The organism is Chryseobacterium flavum (genome assembly GCF_003385595.1).
In the GTDB taxonomy this organism is placed as follows: domain Bacteria; phylum Bacteroidota; class Bacteroidia; order Flavobacteriales; family Weeksellaceae; genus Chryseobacterium; species Chryseobacterium flavum.
Genome location: NZ_QNUE01000001.1, coordinates 16,002 through 37,263, shown reverse-complemented (window position 1 = coordinate 37,263; position 21,262 = coordinate 16,002). Strand labels below are relative to the sequence as shown.

19 protein-coding genes and 1 tRNA gene are annotated in these 21,262 nt (G+C 38.7%); 9 read left to right on the top strand and 11 right to left on the bottom strand.

Going from position 1 to position 21,262, the window contains the following annotated elements; all coding sequences use genetic code 11:
* Nucleotides 1-13: 13 nt before the first annotated feature.
* Complete coding sequence (locus tag DRF59_RS00180; RefSeq protein ID WP_115956287.1) at nucleotides 14-445, bottom strand: MarR family winged helix-turn-helix transcriptional regulator; 432 nt, start codon at nucleotides 443-445, stop codon at nucleotides 14-16.
* A gap of 50 nt (nucleotides 446-495) precedes the next feature.
* Between DRF59_RS00180 and DRF59_RS00175 the strand changes: the two genes are divergently transcribed.
* A complete protein-coding gene (locus DRF59_RS00175; RefSeq protein WP_115956286.1) occupies nucleotides 496-2,763 on the top strand; it encodes an ATP-binding cassette domain-containing protein in 2,268 nt (755 codons plus the stop codon).
* A gap of 130 nt (nucleotides 2,764-2,893) precedes the next feature.
* Here DRF59_RS00175 and DRF59_RS00170 read toward each other — a convergent pair whose 3' ends face one another.
* The 6 genes from DRF59_RS00170 to DRF59_RS00145 form a co-directional block, all read right to left on the bottom strand.
* Nucleotides 2,894-3,940, bottom strand: coding sequence for a phytase (locus tag DRF59_RS00170; RefSeq protein WP_115956285.1), 1,047 nt, complete (start codon nucleotides 3,938-3,940; stop codon nucleotides 2,894-2,896).
* A gap of 3 nt (nucleotides 3,941-3,943) precedes the next feature.
* On the bottom strand, nucleotides 3,944-6,754 hold the full coding sequence (locus tag DRF59_RS00165; protein WP_115956284.1) for a TonB-dependent receptor: 2,811 nt from the start codon (nucleotides 6,752-6,754) through the stop codon (nucleotides 3,944-3,946).
* A 113-nt stretch (nucleotides 6,755-6,867) separates the two neighbouring features.
* The gene (locus tag DRF59_RS00160; RefSeq protein WP_115956283.1) at nucleotides 6,868-7,251 is read right to left on the bottom strand and encodes a hypothetical protein; all 384 of its coding nucleotides are present in this window, start codon (nucleotides 7,249-7,251) and stop codon (nucleotides 6,868-6,870) included.
* Between the two features lie 101 nt (nucleotides 7,252-7,352).
* Nucleotides 7,353-7,886 carry a Crp/Fnr family transcriptional regulator gene (locus DRF59_RS00155; RefSeq protein WP_115956282.1) on the bottom strand — a complete coding sequence of 178 codons (534 nt, stop codon included), beginning with the start codon at nucleotides 7,884-7,886 and terminating at the stop codon, nucleotides 7,353-7,355.
* Between the two features lie 303 nt (nucleotides 7,887-8,189).
* The gene (locus DRF59_RS00150) at nucleotides 8,190-8,615 is read right to left on the bottom strand and encodes a hypothetical protein (RefSeq protein ID WP_241505445.1); all 426 of its coding nucleotides are present in this window, start codon (nucleotides 8,613-8,615) and stop codon (nucleotides 8,190-8,192) included.
* 134 nt (nucleotides 8,616-8,749) lie between these two features.
* Entirely contained in the window at nucleotides 8,750-9,631 is an 882-nt protein-coding gene (locus tag DRF59_RS00145) for a cupin-like domain-containing protein (protein WP_115956281.1), read from the bottom strand.
* 190 nt (nucleotides 9,632-9,821) lie between these two features.
* Between DRF59_RS00145 and putP the strand changes: the two genes are divergently transcribed.
* Entirely contained in the window at nucleotides 9,822-11,318 is a 1,497-nt protein-coding gene (putP, locus tag DRF59_RS00140; RefSeq protein ID WP_115956280.1) for a sodium/proline symporter PutP, read from the top strand.
* Nucleotides 11,319-11,393: 75 nt separating this feature from the next.
* Here putP and DRF59_RS00135 read toward each other — a convergent pair whose 3' ends face one another.
* The gene (locus DRF59_RS00135; protein ID WP_115956279.1) at nucleotides 11,394-12,173 is read right to left on the bottom strand and encodes an MBL fold metallo-hydrolase; all 780 of its coding nucleotides are present in this window, start codon (nucleotides 12,171-12,173) and stop codon (nucleotides 11,394-11,396) included.
* Between the two features lie 135 nt (nucleotides 12,174-12,308).
* On the opposite strand from DRF59_RS00135, the gene DRF59_RS00130 reads away from it, so the two are divergent.
* From DRF59_RS00130 to DRF59_RS00120, 3 genes are read left to right on the top strand one after another with little or no spacing between them, the layout of a single operon-like run.
* The gene (locus tag DRF59_RS00130; protein ID WP_115956278.1) at nucleotides 12,309-13,304 is read left to right on the top strand and encodes an MsnO8 family LLM class oxidoreductase; all 996 of its coding nucleotides are present in this window, start codon (nucleotides 12,309-12,311) and stop codon (nucleotides 13,302-13,304) included.
* 52 nt (nucleotides 13,305-13,356) lie between these two features.
* Nucleotides 13,357-13,914 (top strand): AAA family ATPase, encoded by a 558-nt coding sequence (locus tag DRF59_RS00125; protein ID WP_115956277.1) that lies wholly within the window; start codon nucleotides 13,357-13,359, stop codon nucleotides 13,912-13,914.
* Nucleotides 13,915-13,952: 38 nt separating this feature from the next.
* Nucleotides 13,953-14,513 carry a DUF6624 domain-containing protein gene (locus tag DRF59_RS00120; protein WP_115956276.1) on the top strand — a complete coding sequence of 187 codons (561 nt, stop codon included), beginning with the start codon at nucleotides 13,953-13,955 and terminating at the stop codon, nucleotides 14,511-14,513.
* 79 nt (nucleotides 14,514-14,592) lie between these two features.
* Here DRF59_RS00120 and DRF59_RS00115 read toward each other — a convergent pair whose 3' ends face one another.
* Entirely contained in the window at nucleotides 14,593-14,934 is a 342-nt protein-coding gene (locus DRF59_RS00115; protein WP_115956632.1) for a nuclear transport factor 2 family protein, read from the bottom strand.
* Nucleotides 14,935-15,060: 126 nt separating this feature from the next.
* Nucleotides 15,061-16,200 (bottom strand): tetratricopeptide repeat protein, encoded by a 1,140-nt coding sequence (locus DRF59_RS00110; protein WP_115956275.1) that lies wholly within the window; start codon nucleotides 16,198-16,200, stop codon nucleotides 15,061-15,063.
* Nucleotides 16,201-16,320: 120 nt separating this feature from the next.
* Here DRF59_RS00110 and DRF59_RS00105 point away from each other — a divergent pair, with 120 nt between their 5' ends.
* Nucleotides 16,321-18,084 carry a S41 family peptidase gene (locus DRF59_RS00105; RefSeq protein WP_115956274.1) on the top strand — a complete coding sequence of 588 codons (1,764 nt, stop codon included), beginning with the start codon at nucleotides 16,321-16,323 and terminating at the stop codon, nucleotides 18,082-18,084.
* A gap of 82 nt (nucleotides 18,085-18,166) precedes the next feature.
* Nucleotides 18,167-18,251: transfer RNA gene (locus DRF59_RS00100), tRNA-Ser, on the top strand.
* A gap of 123 nt (nucleotides 18,252-18,374) precedes the next feature.
* Here DRF59_RS00100 and DRF59_RS00095 read toward each other — a convergent pair.
* The gene (locus tag DRF59_RS00095; RefSeq protein ID WP_115956631.1) at nucleotides 18,375-19,205 is read right to left on the bottom strand and encodes an AraC family transcriptional regulator; all 831 of its coding nucleotides are present in this window, start codon (nucleotides 19,203-19,205) and stop codon (nucleotides 18,375-18,377) included.
* An 86-nt stretch (nucleotides 19,206-19,291) separates the two neighbouring features.
* Here DRF59_RS00095 and DRF59_RS00090 point away from each other — a divergent pair, with 86 nt between their 5' ends.
* Nucleotides 19,292-20,479 carry an MFS transporter gene (locus DRF59_RS00090; RefSeq protein WP_115956273.1) on the top strand — a complete coding sequence of 396 codons (1,188 nt, stop codon included), beginning with the start codon at nucleotides 19,292-19,294 and terminating at the stop codon, nucleotides 20,477-20,479.
* A 191-nt stretch (nucleotides 20,480-20,670) separates the two neighbouring features.
* Complete coding sequence (locus tag DRF59_RS00085; protein ID WP_115956272.1) at nucleotides 20,671-21,243, top strand: dihydrofolate reductase family protein; 573 nt, start codon at nucleotides 20,671-20,673, stop codon at nucleotides 21,241-21,243.
* Nucleotides 21,244-21,262 lie beyond the last annotated feature (19 nt).

Sequence of the window (21,262 nt, the reverse complement as noted above, 5' to 3'; positions counted from 1 at the left end):
AGGTTAAGCCATTTTATTCCGGTTTAAAATTTAGGCTGTTCAGAATTTTATCAAGAAGAACATTAAGTTGCTCAAGCTCATTACGGGATAATATTGAAGACACCTGGCGGGTCATATTTTTCCGGAATGTCTCAGAATTTTCTACAATAAACTTTCCTTTTTCTGTAGCAGAAAGATTAAACTTCCTGCGGTCTGCTTTATCCTGTTTCTGGATGACCAGGTCATGATTGATTAAAAATTTAAGCTGCTTGGAAATGGCGGCCTGACTTACGTTAAAAGCTATTGATATCTCTCTTCCGGTGGTCATTTTTTTGCGCAGAATAAATTCAATAATATTATAATGGGCAGCTGTTACACCGTTAATATCACCTCTGTTCATATGGGCAAGAATAAGGCATTGAAAATCAGTGAAAGTGTTAAAAAATTGTTTTTCAATGGGTTTCATAAGATAAATGCTTAACTTAGTTAATTATTGACAAAGGTAAGTATTATAATATGGAAAATATAGAAATTACAAATGCCAGACAAAATAATCTCAAAAATATTTCTATAAAAATTCCTAAAAATAAGATTGTGGTTTTTACGGGAGTTTCTGGTTCAGGAAAGTCTTCCCTTGTATTTGAAACTATAGGAGGGGAAGCTCAGCGGCAGATTAATGAAACACAGAACAGTTTTATCAGGAATCGCTTACAGCATTACGGAATACCTGACGTAGATAAAATTGAAAATCTTAATGTACCCATTATCATTAATCAGAAAAGACTGGGAGGAAATGCCCGGTCAACAGTTGGAACAGCTACCGATATCTATGCTACGTTAAGACTCTTGTTTTCAAGAATGGGAAAGCCGTTTGTGGGATATTCCAATGTTTTTTCATTTAACAACCCTCAGGGAATGTGTCCGGTATGTGAAGGGCTGGGCTGGGTTCAAACGGTCAATATTGATGCTCTGATTGACAGAGATTTGTCTTTAAACGAGGGAGCTGTCCGTTTTCCGACTTTCCAGCCGGGAGGATGGCGTTTAACCAGATATACTCTCTCGGGCTATTTTGACAATGATAGAAAGCTGAAAGATTTTTCTCCGGAAGAGTGGGAAAAACTAATGTACGCAGCCGAGCATAAACCCAAAAAGCCGGATAAGGATTGGGGAAAAACAGTAAAGTATGAAGGGATTATTCCAAGAATTGAAAAGGCGTTCCTTAAAAAAGACTCAAAAGAAAATGTAAGCAGGAAAGAGGCTCTTACGAATGTGATCATAAAAAAAAACTGTCCGGCCTGTCAGGGACAGCGTCTTAATGAGAAAATACTGTCGTGTAGGATTGAAGGCAGGAATATTGCCGATTGTGCTGCACTTTCTGTTGATGACTTACTGAAATTTGTGAACTCCCTTACCTCCAAAACATATGAAGTCATTCTGAAAGAACTTTCCGCAAAACTTGAAAATATTGTTACTATCGGACTTCAGTATCTGACCTTGGACCGGAATACAGATACACTTTCGGGAGGAGAATCCCAGCGGATTAAGATGGTTCGTAATTTGGGAAACAGTCTGGTTGACCTATTGTATATTTTTGATGAGCCAAGTATTGGCCTTCATCCGAAAGATTTACAAAATATTACCACGATTATCAAGCAAATCAGAGATAAAGGAAATTCTGTTTTAATTGTGGAACATGACCCTGATCTTATTAAAATGGCAGATTGGATAGTGGATATGGGACCAGGCTCAGGGAAAAACGGGGGAGAAATTGTTTACCAGGGCCCTTTCAGTAAATTAAAAAAATCAAAAGGCAAAACCGGGTTGTATTTTGCAGGATCTCCCGTACTCAAAAAAAAGTCCCGCACACCGGAAGGATATCTGAAAATAAGAAACGCTAATCTGTACAATCTTAAGAATCTGAATGTAGATATTCCGAAAGGAGTGCTGACAGTAGTTACCGGAGTGGCAGGTTCCGGGAAAAGTACCCTGATTAATAAGGTACTTCCTGTGTTTTATCCGGATATAACGGTAATTGATCAGTCCTTATCTGCAGCCAGTGCCCGCTCCAGTCTGCTTACTTACTTAAATATTTCAGATGTTGTACGCAGGCTCTTTGCCAGGTCGAATCATGTCTCAGAAAAGCTGTTCAGCAGAAATAGTGAGGGAGCCTGTAAGAACTGCAGAGGATTAGGTGTTGAAAAGATAGACCTTGCTTTTATGGATGATATTGAACAGCCCTGTGAGGAATGTGGAGGAACCGGGTTCGATCCCCGGGTCTTACAATACAGGTATCATGACAAAACAATTGCAGATATAATGAATATGACGGTTTCGGAAGCTTTACTTTTTTTTACCGAAGAGGCTGTTCTTAAACACTTTGAGATGCTGACAAAACTGGGACTGGATTATCTCACCTTAGGACAACGGCTTGACAGCTTTTCTGGTGGAGAGCGGCAAAGGCTGAAACTGACCAAAGAGCTGAAACCCGGTCAACAGGTTATTGTTCTGGATGAACCAAGCACCGGACTTCATCCCAGTGATACCCAAAAGCTGTTGGCTTTTCTTGATCATCTTGCAGATCAGCGTCATACTTTGATCGTTATAGAACATAATCTGGACATTATTGCACATGCTGACCGAATCATTGATATTGGTCCGGGAGCAGGGAAATACGGAGGGGAGATTATGTTTGAGGGAACCCCTGAAGAACTCCTGAAAGATAAAAAATCATTCACTGCTGAATTTCTGAGAAAGCACCTTCAATATAAATACAAAGACCATTAAGGTAAAGGATAATTTCAAAAAACAGGCAGGTTCAGAGTGTTATTGCAAACCGGTATGAAAAATCTTTTTATTTGAACCCTGTTTACTATTCTTACAATTAGCCGGATCTTAATGGTCTAAAAACTGATATTTATTTTGCATGTTCAGAAGCCATTAAAGCCTTTTCGATTCTTTCTTCAATAAGCCGCCAGTCATACAGGTGAAAAACTTTTCCATTGCTCATAGCTACAAATACCCCCTTGGGAAACTGAGGTCCTAAATTAACATTGGTTACTTCAGAGCCGTCACTCTCATTGGTTGAAACAGGAATCTCCGCAATTCTTCCTTGTGCCGGATTTTCCCGCAGATATACATTAAACGTATCATTCTGCTGGTTGGAAACCAGAATGTATCCTTTGTCCCTGGAAGTAGGGTATATTGATATTCCTTCTATATCTGATTTAAAGTCTCCCTTTCCGAAAACCAACAGCTCTTCATTTCCCTTTCCAGGATCAGCATAATATTGATGAACTCCAAATTGTTCATCAGAGTAATAGATATAGCCTTTTTCATCATCCACCGCAATACTTTCAATTTCTTTCAGTCCACTGTATTTTCCAAACTTACGGACTGCTTCTCCGGTGATGAAACCATTTTTTTCGGATAATCTGTACTGCCATAAATAGCCGTCCTGAGGGCCGGATTTTCTTCCGGTAATCACGAAAATATCACCGGTCTCCGGATTCTTATACATGGATATTCCCATTGGTCCACGTTCAGTTTCTCCATCAAATACAGAGAATTCGCCAATTTCTTTCAATTCCGGAAGTGCATATAGCTTTACTTTATTGGTTTCTCTTTCCGTAACTGCTGCGATATCTGTTTTTTTCCCGTTTAAAATAAATCCATATTCAATATCTACATTATTAGGACGTTTAAGCCCTGTAACTTTATGAAGGATCTTGCCGCTCAGATTAAAGGCATACAAACCACCGTCAGAATCTTTATCCGTTCCGATAATAATGCTTTGAGCCGGATTGTCCGGGTTAATCCATATTGCGGGATCATCCGTATCATGTGCTACTGTTTCTGTTATAACGGCTGGTCTCAGCTTTTCTCCCAAATGTTTTTGTCCTGTGCAGTTCGTCACAAGAGGAAAAACTGAAAGTGCGATGATATAATATTTTATTTTTTTCATGATCTAGAAATCAAATTTTACCCCTAAAGTAAATCGTGGTCTGTAATACTCTGCCTGTGCTGTTCTGCTCTGTATTCCCTGATAATATCGTAACGGTTGATTGGTCAGATTGTTGGCTTCTGCAAAAATTCTCAGCTGGCTTGTAATTTTATAGGAAGCGTTGGCATCAAGGAAGATCTGTTTGTCATAATAACGATCTTCAAAAGCTTTACCTCCTAATTCATCAATATAATGAGAGGCATAATTCATAGATATTCTGGCTGAAAATCTCTTGTTCTCCCAGGAAAGAGACCCGTTGAACATATGAGGTGCTGCTCCCGGAAGACCTACGTCTGTTCTTTCAATACCATCTTCATTGGTAATTCCTTTTGCTTTTGAGTGGGTATAAGTATAATTAACATACACTCCCAGTCCCTTCCAGAATGCTCCCGGAATAAAATCAAGCTGTCTCTGCAGGGCAACCTCGAATCCGTAAATATCTACGTTATCACCATTACGCTGCTGGGTAAAATTCCAGTTGCTTTCACCGGCAGGAACAGGATTGGTCTGTCCCGGAAAATCAGCAGCAAAGTCATTTGCCATATAATTTCTGCGTGAATACGTGTAAATAAAGTCATTGAGATTCTTATAAAAAACACCTCCTGAAAGGATTCCTACAGATTTAAAATACTTTTCGGCCATAAGGTCGAAATTATAGGCATAGGTTGCTTTCAGGCCGGGATTTCCTGCAGCAATAATTTCATCTCCCGAAATCACACTAAGATAAGGAACCAATGAATAATAATTAGGACGCGCTAGTGCTGTAGTAAAGGCAGCTCTTAGCACAAGGTCCTGAACGGGTACATATTTGAATGAAATATTGGGAAGTACATTCGTATACGTATTGGTATTGTTGATCTTTCCTATCAGATCTTCTTCGTCCATTACATAATTTCCGGTATAATCGATTTTTGTAGTTTCAATACGGGCTCCTACAATCATGGACAGTTTATCATTGAAATCCTGGTCCCATCGGATGTATCCTGCATAGATCTGCTCCTTTGCCATATAGTTGGCGGAGAGAAATTCTTCCGGTTTAAGCTCTCCTTTGAAAAGGCTGGAATTGTACAGATCCAGTCCTCCAAGATAGGATGGATCAGCAAACGTTCCCGGAACATAATTTCCCGGTTGAAAATGATGCCCGTCAAAGTGTATGGTAGGAATAGAAAGAAGGCTTCCGATATTGCTAAGAGGCTCAAAAGCATAGTAATCATTATTTCTTTCTTTTTCCTTTAAACGCATTCGTAAACCGGTACGAAGTCTTCCTTTCTGACCATCAATAATAGTAAAAGGGAATCGGATGTTAACTTTTGCTCCAAATTCCTTTTCCTGTGTAAAACTATTGGCATCAGAAAGGTCACTTAGCGTATAGCTTCCCAGATGATCAGCAGCAAGAGGTGTGATGATAGGTTTTCGGGGATCATTAAGGTTCTGGGAAAAGGTCATCTTGCTGTTTTCAAATTCAATATAACGCTGGTGGGGTTTGTCCTCACTTGCAGTGGCATAGTTCATCGACCAGTCCAGATCAACCTTTGATCCCAGCAGATGTTCTCCTCTTAAAGCATAGTTCTGTACTTTCTGCTTTTCCAGTCTGGTATTGTCATTGGCAACATCACCACCTTTATTTTGTCTGGTAATACTTCCTTTCCATCCGGTGATTTCTGTTTCGTCGTCATTGTAAACCGGTTTTATTTTATATCCCAGGGCAAACCGGTTTTCTTTATCGTTTCTGAAATTATACATGGCTGAAGCATAGATCTTATTCCGCGAATTGAATTCATAATCCATATTAAGATCAAAACTATGCCTGATGCGGTGCTCGTTATAGTAACGTACTCCCATTTTACTTATATATGCGGTTTGGGCAATATCGTCAGCAAGGCTCCACACCGGTTCGATGTTATCAGAACCAAAATTATTGTTGTTATAGGAAAAACTGAATACAGCTCCGAGTTTTTTATTCAGGAACCGGTTTCCATAGACTAATCCTGCTGTATAGTTTCCTTTTTCGCGGATCGGGCTATATCCTCCGGCTAATGTAGCTGAAATCCTTTGACCGTTGGGAGAGGCCCTGGTAATAAGATTTACAGAACCACCAATAGCATCTGCATCCATGTCAGGAGTTAGTGTTTTGTTAACCTCTATGGTAGAGATCATATCAGAAGGAATGAGATCCATCTGTACATTCCGGTTGTCTCCTTCAGCAGAAGGAATCCGGTCTCCATTCAGTGTTACCGAATTCAGGTTCGGGGCAAGTCCTCTGATAATAAGGTTTCTAGCCTCTCCCTGATCGTTTTGTATGGTAATTCCGGGAACCCGTTTCAGAGCATCCCCGATATTGGCATCAGGGAAACGTCCGATCTGATCAGACGAGATCACATTGGTAATATTTGCATTATTCTTCTGCTTATTTAAAGCTCTGGCCTGGTTTTTCAGAGTTGATCCGGAAACTATAATTTCAGCAATAGAGGTCTCTTTTTTATCAAAAACAATATTTTGCCGGGTATTTTTTTCAGGATCAACCGTTACCTGGTATTCATGGGTTCCATATCCCAGGTATTCAATTTTCATGGTATAATTTCCCGGCGGAACATTCAGGAATACAAAATTTCCATGCTCATCCGAAGTCGTATAAATATTTCCCGGGATCAGGGATATTCTGGCTCCCGGTAAAGCTATTTTTGAATTGTCATTGATATTTCCTGAAAGAGAACCTGTCTGGGCATAAAAAAATACAGCGGCACAAAACAAAACAGATGTAAAAATTTTTTTCACTTTAAAGTAGATTTAAATCATGAACAAAATTAAACGTCTGTTTGGGGAAAGGTTTGAAATAAAAATTAACGTTGTTTTAAGATTTGTTAATATAATATTTTAGCAGTATGATTTCAGATTTCAGATCCCAGATCTTTTTCGGCAGGCTTTCCTTCCACCAATAAGGTCAGTTCATCACACTTTATAATCTTATTCTCCTGAATGGTAAACTCTGCCATTACTTTATGAACAACAGTACTTCCATCTTTTAAGGCCGATCTGGCCATATGATTGGTGAAAATAGTGCTCTCTCTTTCAGCATAGTTGATGATATCAATTTTCTGAACAATCACTTTTTCTTTCAGTTTTTTAATATGAAGAATAAACTCTTCGTAATTTAACTGTGTGCGATCTACAGACTGGACATAGTCTTTTGAAAAGTAATGTTCAATCAGCTTGTGATCAAATACAGGATTTTCTAAAATGTCGGTGAAGACTTGCCGGATAAATTGTTTCATAGTTTTTTAATATGAAACAAAATTACATTAGGTATTGCTGGCCGGACGATAACAATTGTAAAGAAATGATAGGGCCATGTAAATGATTAAGCTTGGGGATATTATTTCCGGTTTCTGATCCTGCTCAGCGAAACACTGGTAATTCCCAGATAGCTAGCAATATAGTGTTGGGGAAAGCGGAGAAGAAGTTCCGGACGGTTTTTCAGAAGCTGTTCATACCGTTCCTGCGGGGAATATTTAATAAAAGACATCAGCCTTTTACTGATCTCACTGAACCTCTTATAGAATAAAGTGTTAAATTCCTGCTGGAATTCCTGATTTTCCAACAACTTCCGGAAAGAATCAGCAGTCAGTTCATAAACGGTAGAAGGTTCCAGTGTTTCTATCAGAAATTCACTGGGAGAAGCATTCAGAAAACTGTCGAAAGAGGCTACAGCCTGATTTTCCGTTACAAATTCCAGCGTAAGTTCACGTCCATCCTGATAAAAATATTCCCTGAGCGCTCCGTTCTCCACGAAAAACATTTTAGCTGAAATCTGTCCCTCATTAAGAAGAATTGTTTTTGCCGGGTATGTTACTTCCTGAAACAGCTGAACTTCAGTGTTGAGAAAGGATTTGATATCGGGTATATGCATCTTGTAAATTGATGGGTAAATTTAGTTAAAGTCTGATAAAATTATATGAAAAAAAGGTGTGGTTTTCCTCCAAATACCTTATCCTGTACCAGTTTGATATACAGTTTTCTGCTTTGTCTGACAGACTTAGTGAACAATACGTGACAATAGAGGAAAAAATACTGATATTAAGAAATTAACCTGATCTGAAGGCTATCTGTATATAAAAATCCGGGAGCGACAATTATAACCGGAATTACAGTCTGATTCTTTGTTTGTATAACTATATTTGCAATTTACACATAAGAATTTATTAATTTCAAATTAAACGGCATCATGAATATAGATAAAGGAAAACAGTAAAGTGCGGAAGGTGATTGTATTCACCTTTTCTTTTTTATACCATAGCAGGATCACACTGAACAATACTGCTGTAAAATTATTGAACAGGAATATAAACAAAGCCTTTTCTACCATACTTAGTCCTTTAACCCTGGAAATAAAGTTTTGTTCACCGCTGTAATCCATTAAAAGGACTGAGATGATGACAGAGGTGTATACCGAGAGTTTGATAGGAGAAAGATAATCACGGAAACGCTCTGTTTCTTCTTTTTCCATTTCTTCTACCGAAAACTCATAACAGCGGCTGGGCTTCTGAAACAGCCTGAAGATCGTTACCGGAACCAGAAGAATTTCGATAATAATCTGAAGGCAGAGTTTTTCAAAGCTATCAATTAGTTTTTCAAACATACGGGAAGGATGGTTTGTAATTGCAATTTAAATAAAATTTTAATTGAGAATGTGAAGAAGATTAAAATTATATTCTGTTATCATAGGATAAAAAAACAGATTGAAAAGGAAATCAATCTGTTGTAATCATTTTTTTATTTTGGAAGTCCTCTTCTGAGAGCTGCATCCGCTTTTTTAATGGCTTTGCTTTCTTTCCAGTCCATATATTTTTTCTTGTAACGGGATTTCATAAAGTTATCAAAATTACGCTGAACAGTTAGATTCCACAGGGAATGAGCCTTTACAGCCCAGCTTTTGTCCCATGCGCGTAATGAAATGGAAAAAGAGCCATCCAGGTATTTCATCCAGTGCCACCAGCCCGTAGGCATGAACAAGGTATCTCCATGTTCAAGATAGCACTCTATTCCTTCAATTCCTTCCAAAGCCGGAAACTTTTTAAAATCAGGATTTTCAATATCATAATCTTCCAGTGCATACGTGGCATATGGTAGCTTATAGAGACGTGACTTCCATTTATACTCGAAAAGAAGGATATGCTTTCTCCCGTTAAAGTGGGTATGGAAAATGTGGGGCATATCAATATCATAATGTAAAAAAGTCACAGATCCTTTTCCTCCGAAAAACATACTGGGATATTTGTCTAAGAATCCTCCCATCAGATTTTTGGGTGGTACATAGTCTTCCAGTAACTTTGGCGCAAATTTAATGGGATCAAAGAAAAATATCCTCAGGTCTGTGGGTTCTTTTTGGATCAGGTCAACATACTCTCCAAAAGGCATTCGGGTGGTTGGGGTATTAATGGGAGCTGCAGGATCAGCTTTTGAACTGTCATACAACGGAACCGTAACATCACCTACTATTTCTTTCATGTACTCCATTGTCCATTTCTGATAGGCAGGCCATTTTTTTGCCATATTTTTGATTACCACTGGCTTGCATGGCTTTAGATATTTTTCCCGGAAATCTTCCTGCGAAATGTCATCTACAATATCAATTGGTTTAAGGAGTAATCCCATTTGTTTCAATTATAGAGCGAATGTATTAATTATTTATGATTATAAGCGTAAATAAAATGATTTATTTGGAATTAATATAAATAAATGTGAAAAAATTAGCCTTTGTTTTCAGAAAAAATAAATCAACATGCATATATGACCTCAATATTTTTTAGAAAATAGTTATATTCGGCTTTTTAAAAAAAATGATATGCAAGTATATGAAGCGATTTCTGTGGGGTTGTATCTTTTGTTAATGATCGGTATAGGCATATATTCTTATAGAAAATCAACCAGTAATTCAGAAGAATTTTTAATAGGCGGCCGAAAAATGGGGGCAGCTGTCACAGCCTTGTCTGCAGGTGCGGCCGATATGAGCGGATGGCTGCTGATGGGAGTTCCCGGGGCTATGTATTTGTCCGGAATTTCAAGCTCCTGGATCGCAATTGGCCTGACAATAGGAGCCTATCTCAATTATATTATTGTGGCCCCGAGACTCAGGATATACACGGAAGTGGCTCAAAATGCAATTACACTGCCTGTCTTTTTTGAAAACCGGTTTAAAAATAAAAACCATCTTCTGAAGATTACATCCTCTATTTTTATTCTGGTATTTTTTACATTATACACTTCAGCCGGAATGGTATCGGGAGGAAAACTGTTTGAATCAGCATTCGGGATGGATTATACGGCGGGTTTACTGCTGACCAGTGTGGTTGTGGTATTGTATACATTTCTGGGCGGCTTTCTGGCGGTTAGCCTTACGGATTTTGTACAGGGGACTATTATGGTACTGGCACTGGTGATTGTACCCATTGTTGCAATTTCACAAATAGGAAGCTTTCAGGAGACCTTTACGCTGATAGAAGCTAAAGATCCCAAATACCTTGATCTATTCAGAGGAACTACTACTGTAAGTATTGTTTCCCTGTTAGCATGGGGGTTGGGATATTGCGGACAACCGCACATCCTGGTACGTTTTATGGCAATAGATAAACCTAAAGATCTTATAAAGGCCAGACGGATCGGAATTACATGGATGATTTTTACTGTGGCAGGAGCTTTAGCGATAGGTTTGGTAGGAATTGCTTATCTTCAGAAATTTGATCTGGAAACCATGATGAAGTTTGATGGTTCAAAAACTGAAGCAGAGACCATATTTATTTATTTCTCCCGAATCCTTTTTCATCCTTTTATTGCAGGATTTTTGCTTACAGCGATTTTAGCGGCCGTAATGAGTACCATTTCCTCGCAGTTACTGGTAACTTCCAGCTCATTAACGGAAGATATTTATAAGGCTTTTCTTAACAGGAAGGCTACTTCAAAACAATTGTTGGTAGCAAGCAGACTTTCTGTTTTATTGGTAGCTGTTATAGCAGTTCTTTTATCATTAAATCCTAAGGACAGTATTCTTAACCTTGTTGGGAATGCCTGGGCCGGCTTTGGTTCTGCTTTCGGACCGTTGATTCTTCTTTCCCTTTTATGGAAAAAAACAACCTGGCAGGGAGGTTTTGCCGGAATGCTTATCGGAGGGATTACAGTACTTGCATGGGTATATACTGACCATCCTTTCAAAGACTGGTATGAAATGATTCCGGGGTTCATTCTTTCCTTATTAACGAATATCATTGTTTCATTGCTGACTTATCGGCCTGATGAGGTAATAGAACATGAATTTGACGAGGTGAATAAAATCATGCAGGAATAGCAGAATCAGATCATTTACTATACAATAAACCCTTGCAGTCTGCAAGGGTTATTGTATTTTCCAAGATCTTATCCGTTATACAGATTGATTTTCTGTAATAAATTTTGAAAATTCTTTTGCATCATGATATCCGAAAATTTCTATTTCCGGATGGTCTTTCATTAATGTTTTAATTTTTCTTATGGATTCAAGACGTTTCGTATTGTCATCTGCTCTTGCAGCGGCAAGCTGATTCACAGGATGTTGTTCATCTTCCAGTTCAAGCCTCAGGTAATAAGCATCACCTGTATAGAATATCCATTTTTCATTCCTTTGAAAAGCAATCCCGCAATGCCCGAAGGTATGGCCAAATAAAGGGATAAGCAATATTTCAGTTTCCAGTTGGGTATGAATCCTTCTTGCTTCCAGTCCAAACCACTGTTCATCTGAAGATGAATATTCAAGGATTTCAGGATGATGGGCAAGGTGTTCTTTTAAATAGCGGGGATTTCCGCTTTCAAAGTTCTGATATTCCTCTTTGGCTACATGAACTTTGGCCTGGGGAAAATCGGCGATGCCTCCGGTATGATCAGGATCCAGATGGCTCAGAATACAGTGTTTTACACGGCCAGGATCCAAGCCAATCTGCCTGATCTGATTAAGAGCGGTAAGTTCCATATCAAGCTGAAAACCTACAGCTTTTATAAGCTCCTCTCCAAGACGTTTGTCGGGGGATTCTATATCCTGAACACCAATCCCGGTATCAATAAGAATCAGGTCACCATTGTTTTCTTCGATCAACAGGCAATGTCCTATAACATTGTCATTCATAGGTATAACTATCTTTACACAGTTGAGATGAAATATTCTCTTCATATTTTCAGTTTTTGAGTATGAATCATTTTTATTCTACAAATTACGACTTATAATTCATTGTTCATTGAGATACCTGATAAATTTCACCTTCAGGTATTGTTTTTTTCTTATCTTCACATTTCCTGAGCATTTGTCATGAAGTTAAAACTAGGGATATTAGACCAGTCTCCTGTCTCTATGGGAGGTACTGCAGCCATTGCATTAACGAACAGTATTAATCTCGCCATGTTCGCTGAAGAAGCCGGATTCCACAGTGTGATGTATGCTGAGCATCATGGGGTGGAAGCATATGGAAGCTCAAGCCCTGAGCTTCTGGCAGCTGTTGCGCTGGGCAGGACAAGACAGATAAAGATAGGGACGGCAGGAATTATGATGAAAAATTATTCAGCCTATAAAATAGCAGAATGGAGCAAATTGCTGAGCAGTATATATCCCGGACGTTTTATCCTGGGACTGGGAAAAGCTCCGGGCGGGTTAAAAGATGCTGTAATGGCCCTGAACAATCATAAGCCGGTTGTACTGTCCAGTATGGAAACTAAATTGGAAGAAATTATCGGGTTTATCAAAGAAGACAAAGGAATCTACGAAGGACTTATTGCCCAACCAAAAAATTTGCAATATTTGCCGGAAATCCTTTGGCTGGGCTCAGGAACGACTTCTGCAAATGAAGCTGCCAGACATGGAATAGGATATTCTTTTGCTGCTTTTATGAACAGTGAAAACGGACCTGAAAATACGGAAGCATATCTCAAAGGATTTGATAACACCGGTTATTCTGATATTCCTTCCTTGCAGGTTGCTGTAGCCGTATCTGTAGCCGATCATATAGAAGTGGCCAGACGAAACGCTTATGGAATGGCTTATCAGTTTTTACAGTCACACCAACGGGTAAGTCCGGATGCTGTTTTTCCTCCCGAAGTTGTAGAACAAAAGATTTCAGGGACAGAAGATGAGGAGGAATTCTTTACCATTCTGAACAGGATGATCATCGGAACTCCGCAGTCGATCTCAGGAGAACTACAGCAGATTGCAGAAAAGTACAATACGGATAATCTTCTTTTATTGTGCAATATGTACCGAGAGAAAGACCGTATGGATACCTATAAGAGTATTATAAAAAACAATTATTAACAGAAGTTTGGTTTTCTGTTAAAGAAATATAAGAACGTTTCAAAAATAGAAAATGGAAAAGGAGAGTTCACATTTATATATAATTACGGGTGGACCTGGAGCCGGAAAAACTACATTACTGGAAGCATTACACAAAAACGGTTATGTGACCGCACCTGAAGAAGGACGGCGGATTATCAGGGAGCAGCTTCAGATGAATGGGGAAGGGGTACCCTGGAAGAACAGGATTCTTTTTGCAGAACTGATGTTTGATGCCTCAGTAAAAACTTATCAGAAAATAAGGAACAAAAAAGGTGTGAAAACAGCATTCTTTGACCGGGGCATCCTGGATACTATCGGTTATCTCCGTACAGAAAATATTCCTGTTCCGGAAGAAATGAAAACGCGGGCCTTAAAAATGACCTATCAGAAGAAGGTTTTTATTCTTCCTCCGTGGAATGAAATCTATGAAAATGATCCGGAAAGAAAGCAAAGTCCTGAACAGGCCGTACATACTTTTAACTGTATCAGGGAAACATATCTGGAATATGGATATCAGATAATCGAAGTTCCCCGGGATACAGTAGAACAAAGAGTCCGTTTTATTCTTAAGATGACCGGAAATGGGTAATTGAATAATGCTGGATATCTTATTAAAAATTATAAATCATGGATCATTTTTTTTCACAGGAACTTATCGGACTTGCTAACAAAGATCTGGAGGTAAGAGAAGCATTAATATCACAGGGACAGCTTTCAGAAGGATATCATCCTGAAATGGAACGTGTTCACAGAAGCAATGCGCAAAGGCTTAGGGAAATAATAAAGGAAATTGGTTTTCCTACCATTTCAAAAGTAGGCGAAAATGCAAGTAATGCAGCCTGGCTGATTATTCAGCATTCAATTGGAGAGCCGGGATTTATGAAGGAATGTTATAAAATGATGATGGAAAATGCCCATGATATTAAACTTCAAAACCTGGCTTATCTGTTTGACAGGATTCAGGTATTTCAGGGTAAACCTCAGAAATACGGGACACAGCTGATTGCTGACGGAAGGGTCTATCCGGTAGAAGATAAACACCTACTGAACAGCGAACGGGAAAAGGTCAATCTGCCTTCATTTACTGTTAAGGAAATAAATAGGATACCGGAGGCTGAAGATATCCCCGAAATAGACGGGAATGATACAGAATATACGATCTGGAGGAAAAAAACCGGCTGGATATGAAGAATTTTGATATCCTGACCATAGCGCAGGTAAAAAAAGCACCTATATTAATATAGATGCTGTATAAATCACAAGTAAATCATTTCTGATGATCAAGTAAGGGCCTCGGATCAAAAAGAACCTCCAATGATTTGATTTTTCCATCTGCCACCCGGTACCACCCGCAGGCGGTGATGGTTTTTTCTCCCATATCAATATCATACCAGAGGCACACATCTTCATTTGCTGTAAAAAGCTTTTGAATCTTATATTTAAATTTCATCTGCTTCATGTCTTTAATATATACTGCTGCATTTTCCCTGCTTCCCATGACTCCTTTAAATTTAAATTCAGGATCAAGGCAGGTCTCAGCTTTGTCAAAATTCTCTTCATTGAGGTACTGAATGAATTGTTTTACGGGATTATTGGCTGTATTTTCCATAATACTGTTTTTTATGATAACAAATTTAGGGTATTGGTTTCTGTTCATTTTGTGATTATCGTCACAAAATATTATGTTTTTATCCAAATTAAGCATGGCGGAACATTATTGAATAATAAGATAAAGTTATTTATTGATACCTGCTAGAAGAGCTATCCTTTCTTTTGCATAGGTAATCTGTTCTTTTTCCTTTTCCTGATCCGGCTTGCTTTTAAGGTATAGCTTATAATAGGTTGCCGCATTTTTTGGCTGCTTAAGATTCAGGTCATAAAGCAATCCCAACCGGTAATAAATAGTATTGTGAATGCTGAAGGTAAGTCCTCGCTTATAAGCTTCCAAAGCATCATTAAACTGACTTTTAGATTCATAAATTCCCGCCAGTGCTGTATAATACAGAGTGATGTGGTCTGAAACAGCTTCATCAATAGTTTTCTGGGCATAGATGGCTGCATGATCATACTCTTTCAGTTCACGGTAACTTAAAGCCATATAATAAAGAGTTCCTTCATTCCGGATGCCGAGATCTTCAAGCGTTTTATAGATCATGATGCATTTCTGGTAGTCTTTTAAATAGAAATAAGCCTGTCCCATTTCATTCATGACATTAACATCTGTATGATTTTCCATCAATTGCTTACCGGTATCAATCACTTCCTGATATTTGCCCAGCAGGTTGGATAATGGTAACTGTGCCTGCTGTAAAGTAAAATTCTCTGTGTCTGAAGCAATAGCGGTTTTTAAAACCTCATACGCTTGCTGATATTGTTTAAGATCTTTGTATGCCATTGCAAGGTCATACGCTACATCGGGATCAGATGAGTGCAGGGCATTGGCTTTCCTGAGATATTTTAATTTTATTTCAGGGGCATCTTCATAAACAGCCAGTTGTTTGTATGCACTGAAATTAAGACTGTCCAGGCGGATGATCTGCTGCAGATAAGATTTTGCTTTTACAGGGTTTCCCCGTTTTGAACTGATGTGAGCCAAACTGAATAATATTGCCGGATTATCAGGTTGAATGGCGTTGGCTTTTATGTAGTTTTTTTCTGCCTCCGTCAGTTTTCCCGCCATCAGATTGCAGTATGCGATTTGATTCAGCACTTTTATATCCCGGGTATCATCCGGATACATGCTCTGTAAGTATTGTGCGGCTTCAGCATAATGCTGGTTTTCATAGTACTCAAGTAATTTTGCCGGATCTGCTTTTCCTGTTTGTGCAACCAGATTTGTTATTACGAACAGAAACAAAAGGAACCATGTTTTCATGTGTTATTTATTTTTATCTAAAATATAAGTTGTTTATTCATATTGCAAATTTTATTTGTTTGGTGGGTAATCTTCTCAGAGATTAAGGTTATTCGTATCTTCACAGCTCAAAAAAAGACAATGACCAAGCAGTTGATAGTCCCGTTGCTATTGTTAATCAATACAGCCTATGCACAGACCCGTTTAGAATTAAAATCCGGGGATACAGTAACTTATGTGCCGGAATCCCGGAATCCTGCCTGGATCTCAGTGACATCTGACGAAGCCAACCTGGCAGTCTCACTTTCTGAGGATGGAAAAAAGATAAAAGAGCAAAATCATTCAAAAGGCATAAAAAGTACCGAACGTTTTTATTTTGTCCCCGGCAAAAACCGGAATTATGAATTTAAAGTATGGGCTGCCTCTTACGTTGAAAAAGCCAGAACGGTACAGGTTATTATTAAAGAATCAGAGCGTCTGTCCCCGGTGGAAAGCCGTTTCAGCACGGAAGAGTTTCTGGAAGACCTCCACATGTTCCGTTCCATCAGGGAGAAAGTGAATTCAGGACTGTATGTATACCGGAGTAAACCGCAGATCGACAGTATTTATAAATGGGCAGAAAGGGAAGTGGCAGCCAGCCGGAATATTTTTGATTTCTATAAGGTCATTGCAAAACTTACAGTGTTTGAAGGAAGCTGCCACAATTTTACAGAACTTCCTAATTATACCTCTTATTACCTGACACAGAAACCTGAATATTTGCCCATTACCCTAAAAAATGTAGATGGACGGCTATTGCAGGATTCACAGGAGACTCTTATTCCGCTTGGCGCTGAAATTGTGTCCATCAATGGTATCAGTTCTCAACAGATGATCAGCAGGTTGTCTCAATATTATTCTGCAGATGGATTTTCTGTAGTTTTCAGAGAAGCAGCAGGATTCGAGAAGGGTTTGCTGGATAAATTTTATATAGAATTCGGAACACATAAAAATTATGATATTGCTTACCAATGGAAAGGCCGGCTACATGGGATACGTTTGTCCGGAATATCGTTTGATCAGGCCAAAAAACTTCAGGAATCCCGTTATTCAGTTTCGTATTCAGGAAAGGACGGTGAAAAGTACGGGTTAGATAAGGTAACGGATGGGATGTACAGGCTTGTCGTAAAAACTTTTGATTTTGCTACGGATCAGAATGATCCTGCATACAAAAAATTCAGCAGCTTCCTGGATGCAATGATGGAAACTCTTGAAAATGAAAAAGCAGGACATCTTATTATTGACCTGAGGGGAAATGGAGGAGGAGCAGGTGCACTTTACGAAAAAGTATTCTCCTATCTTACACAGCATCCGTTTCGGGACAGCCGTTATGCTTACACTCTATTTAATGAAGCGCCCTTAAAGGAAAGATTGGTAATGAGTCCTCTTTTTCTTGCCAATGGAGTGAAAGACGGGTATGGGCTGGATGCCTATCTTAAACAGCTTTATCCTAAGGAAGTACAGGGAAAATATTACTGGACAGATGAGAAAAATCCATTAATATTACCCAATAAGAAAACTTTTAAAGGCCAGCTTTACCTGTTTATAGATGAACATGTGGCCTCCGCAGGATCACACCTGGCTTCCCTGATAAAATCTTATACGAATGCTATTGTGATCGGAAGAGAGACCAACGGCGGTTATTATGAGCATAACGGGCATCTTCCGGTTGTTTATGAGCTGCCGAATACCCGAATTCAGACCGGATTTTCAATCGTCCATGTGATTCAGGACGCTCAGGTGCTTGATGATCAGAAGAAAGGAAGCGGGGTGGTTCCCCATATTAAAATTCAGACAACAGATCAGGAATTCCTGAATCACACTGATGTTTATCTAAAAAAGGCAGTTGAAATTAAAAAACAGTAAATTTTGTAAAAAAATATTTTGTCAGTAATAAAAAACTTTCTATATTTGCACCACTGAAAACGACGGTATAGCCGGAGTTTAAGGAGAGTTGGCAGAGTGGTCGATTGCGGCAGTCTTGAAAACTGTTGACTGTAACAGGTCCGGGGGTTCGAATCCCTCACTCTCCGCTAAATACTAAAAGAACCTACTATATTTCAGTAGGTTCTTTTATTTTTACTAAACTTTTAAGTTCCTCATTCCCTCCAAACTTTGAGATCGCTGATTCTCTATTGTAATTTGGTTGTTCACTTTTATTTTCTTTGTTTTTTAAACTCTGTTAAACTCATGTGATGCTTTTTTTTAAAAAACTTGTTGAGGTGGCTTTCATCGGAAAAACCGAATTCTGTCACAATCTCATTGATCCGCATATCACTGAAAAGAAGACGATGTTCAATTAAACGCATTTTATAGTTAAGTATATAATACTGGATGGTCTCTCCGCATTGCCTTTTGAAATAACTTCCGAGATAGGTTTCAGACAATCCGAACTCCCGGGCGATGACGGAGACTTTCAAAAGCTCAGGATCATGGATGTTTCCCTGAATATAATTGATAATGTCCAATATTCTTTTATCAGCATTTGAAGGAAGGTTTTCCGGTCTCATCTTTGAAATATTACGGGCTGCAATTACAATCAATGCATTCACATAATGGAGGGTAAGCTCCTCATGGTAGAGGTCAGGATGGTTTAAACAGTGAAGAAGAGAGCTGACTATTGAGTTCACCAGTACAATATCAGGCTTGTTTTGAAGGATACAGCCTGAAAGATAGGAGGCCCGGTACAGCAGGCAGTCCATGGAATTAATACTGTTCCATTTATAATCCTTTACATATCTTTCACTGAATTTGACGAGAAGGAGTTCAGTTTTCTCAATAATTTCAAGATGTTGCTGATCATTGGGAGTGAGCAGAATCAGGCTTCCTTCACTGAAGCAGGCAATATTGTTGTTTATTTTAAATGTGCCCTTTCCGGAAATGACATAGTAGATCTGAAAGAAAGTTAACTGGCTGTCTATTAAGCTAAGGTTATCTGTCTGATGATATTCTATTTTTACCAGCTGATCAATATTTTCTTTTTTCATATAGTAAAAATACTTATTTGTCATTAAAATGTACTGATTTTTTAGATATTTTCTGTTCAAATTTGTTATATAAAAATTTTATATCAATGAAAAGATCAATTTATGTCCTTGCATTAGGCGCTTTTGGTATTATTACAACTGAATTTGGAGTAATCGGGGTCTTACCAAATATCAGCCGGCAATTTGGAGTATCTATTGATACGGCAGGATGGCTTTTAAGTGCTTTTGCCATAACTGTTGCAGTGTCTTCTCCTTTTATTACTTCATTTACAACCAGAATTAACCGGAAGCTACTTTTGTGCCTGGTAATGAGCATATTTGTCATTTCGAATTTAATATCTGCATTTTCTGCAAACTTTACGATGCTAATGGTGGCCCGTATATTACCGGCAATATTACATCCGTTATTTTGGAATATTTCATCTGCTATTGCATTCAAGGAAAGAGGGGCCAAAGGAGTTTCCACAATACTGCTCGGATTAAGCCTTGCTACTGTGCTTGGTATTCCTCTGACAACTTTTGCTGCAGATCTGTTTAATAACTGGCAGGCTTCGTTTTATCTTAGCAGCGGAATAAGCTTAATCGCTTTTATGGGATTATTATTGTTTGTGCCTTCCATTCCGGGTGATAAAGGAAAATCTGCAAATCATCAGTTGAGTATATTGAAAAGTCCTTTGTTGTGGATCAACCTGATTTCTGCTATTTCAACACTGGCTGCTATGTTTTCAAGCTATACCTACCTTACTGCTTATCTTGAAGATATCACCCGTATGGACGGGGCCCAGGTCAGTATGATGCTTCTTCTTTTCGGAGGAATGGGAACTATAGGGAACTGGCTTATGGGAATTGCCCTGAGCAGAAATGTAATTCTTACAGCAAGGCTGTTTTTTGTCCTTTTAATTATCGTTCAGGTTCTGGCTTTTTATTTTGGAGGTGCCTTTACGCTTATGGTTATTATTGTTTCCTTATGGGGAATGATCCATACAGGAGGATTTCTGGTTGCCAATATACGGACTACACAATTTGTGCCTCATCATGCGCTGGAATTTGTTAACAGCTTACTTACATCATCCTACAATATCGGGATTTCACTGGGTGCCTTTCTCGGGGGAGTAATAAGTGTCCGTTACGGGGTGCATTATGTTCTTTGGGGAAGTATATTATTGCTTGGAATTACATTTTTGCTGAGCTTTATTACTTTTCCAAAAGATATTGCAGTTTATGAAAAGGCCGAGGAAACAGGGATTCAGGAAACAAGATGTGAACATGTATGAGCCGGTTTTTTGATTTGTGAAAATTTAGAATTTTAAAGATATTAAAGTCTGTAATTACAAATTACAGGCTTTTTTAAAATAATCCTCCTGATGATGTTCCTGCAAGCTTATACCCTGCAATTGTCGTGATTACCCCTCATGAGAATATTTTGTACTCTTTAAATTTGCTACATAATCAATAAGCCATAACAATGAGAAAAATCAGAATTTTTGAGCATATCTCGCTTGACGGGATAATAGAGCATGACAAAGACTATGCTTATGGTGAATGGACAACACCGTATAGAAGTGCTGAAGGAGCTGAAATGCTTTTGAAATCATATGGACCGGATTTCGATTTACTGCTTGGCCGCCATACTTATGATTTATTCAGTTCTTTCTGGCCCAATGCAGGAAGGTTCCCAATGGCAGATGCCATAAATTCAGCAACAAAATTTACGGTTACACACAGGCCGGAAAGCCTGAGGTGGGGACCGGTAAAAAGCCTGGGCGAAAACGTTACTGACGAGGTCCGGAAGCTCAAATCAGGAGAGGGGCCGGACCTGATCGTTATAGGAAGTTCAACGCTTACTTCCCTGTTGCTGGCACATGGACTGGCTTATGAGGTTGTTCTTATTACCTATCCCGTTTTATTAGGACAAGGTAAACGGTTGCTGTCAGATCAGTTCTCTGCCCAAAAACTGGTTTTTGCTGATTCAAAAATAACCCCTACAGGGTTGTTTATTAATACATACCGGTGTGAAGGAACATTAGGTAAAGCATGATTCTGTTTTGGATGATGCC

Coding starts and splice junctions, on each gene's coding strand:
- DRF59_RS00180 (WP_115956287.1), bottom strand. CDS start 445: ATGAAACCCATTGAAAAACAATTTTTTAACACTTTCACTGATTTTCAA.
- DRF59_RS00175 (WP_115956286.1), top strand. CDS start 496: ATGGAAAATATAGAAATTACAAATGCCAGACAAAATAATCTCAAAAAT.
- DRF59_RS00170 (WP_115956285.1), bottom strand. CDS start 3,940: ATGAAAAAAATAAAATATTATATCATCGCACTTTCAGTTTTTCCTCTT.
- DRF59_RS00160 (WP_115956283.1), bottom strand. CDS start 7,251: ATGAAACAATTTATCCGGCAAGTCTTCACCGACATTTTAGAAAATCCT.
- DRF59_RS00155 (WP_115956282.1), bottom strand. CDS start 7,886: ATGCATATACCCGATATCAAATCCTTTCTCAACACTGAAGTTCAGCTG.
- DRF59_RS00150 (WP_241505445.1), bottom strand. CDS start 8,615: ATGTTTGAAAAACTAATTGATAGCTTTGAAAAACTCTGCCTTCAGATT.
- DRF59_RS00145 (WP_115956281.1), bottom strand. CDS start 9,631: ATGGGATTACTCCTTAAACCAATTGATATTGTAGATGACATTTCGCAG.
- putP (WP_115956280.1), top strand. CDS start 9,822: ATGCAAGTATATGAAGCGATTTCTGTGGGGTTGTATCTTTTGTTAATG.
- DRF59_RS00135 (WP_115956279.1), bottom strand. CDS start 12,173: ATGAAGAGAATATTTCATCTCAACTGTGTAAAGATAGTTATACCTATG.
- DRF59_RS00130 (WP_115956278.1), top strand. CDS start 12,309: ATGAAGTTAAAACTAGGGATATTAGACCAGTCTCCTGTCTCTATGGGA.
- DRF59_RS00125 (WP_115956277.1), top strand. CDS start 13,357: ATGGAAAAGGAGAGTTCACATTTATATATAATTACGGGTGGACCTGGA.
- DRF59_RS00120 (WP_115956276.1), top strand. CDS start 13,953: ATGGATCATTTTTTTTCACAGGAACTTATCGGACTTGCTAACAAAGAT.
- DRF59_RS00115 (WP_115956632.1), bottom strand. CDS start 14,934: ATGGAAAATACAGCCAATAATCCCGTAAAACAATTCATTCAGTACCTC.
- DRF59_RS00110 (WP_115956275.1), bottom strand. CDS start 16,200: ATGAAAACATGGTTCCTTTTGTTTCTGTTCGTAATAACAAATCTGGTT.
- DRF59_RS00105 (WP_115956274.1), top strand. CDS start 16,321: ATGACCAAGCAGTTGATAGTCCCGTTGCTATTGTTAATCAATACAGCC.
- DRF59_RS00095 (WP_115956631.1), bottom strand. CDS start 19,205: ATGAAAAAAGAAAATATTGATCAGCTGGTAAAAATAGAATATCATCAG.
- DRF59_RS00090 (WP_115956273.1), top strand. CDS start 19,292: ATGAAAAGATCAATTTATGTCCTTGCATTAGGCGCTTTTGGTATTATT.
- DRF59_RS00085 (WP_115956272.1), top strand. CDS start 20,671: ATGAGAAAAATCAGAATTTTTGAGCATATCTCGCTTGACGGGATAATA.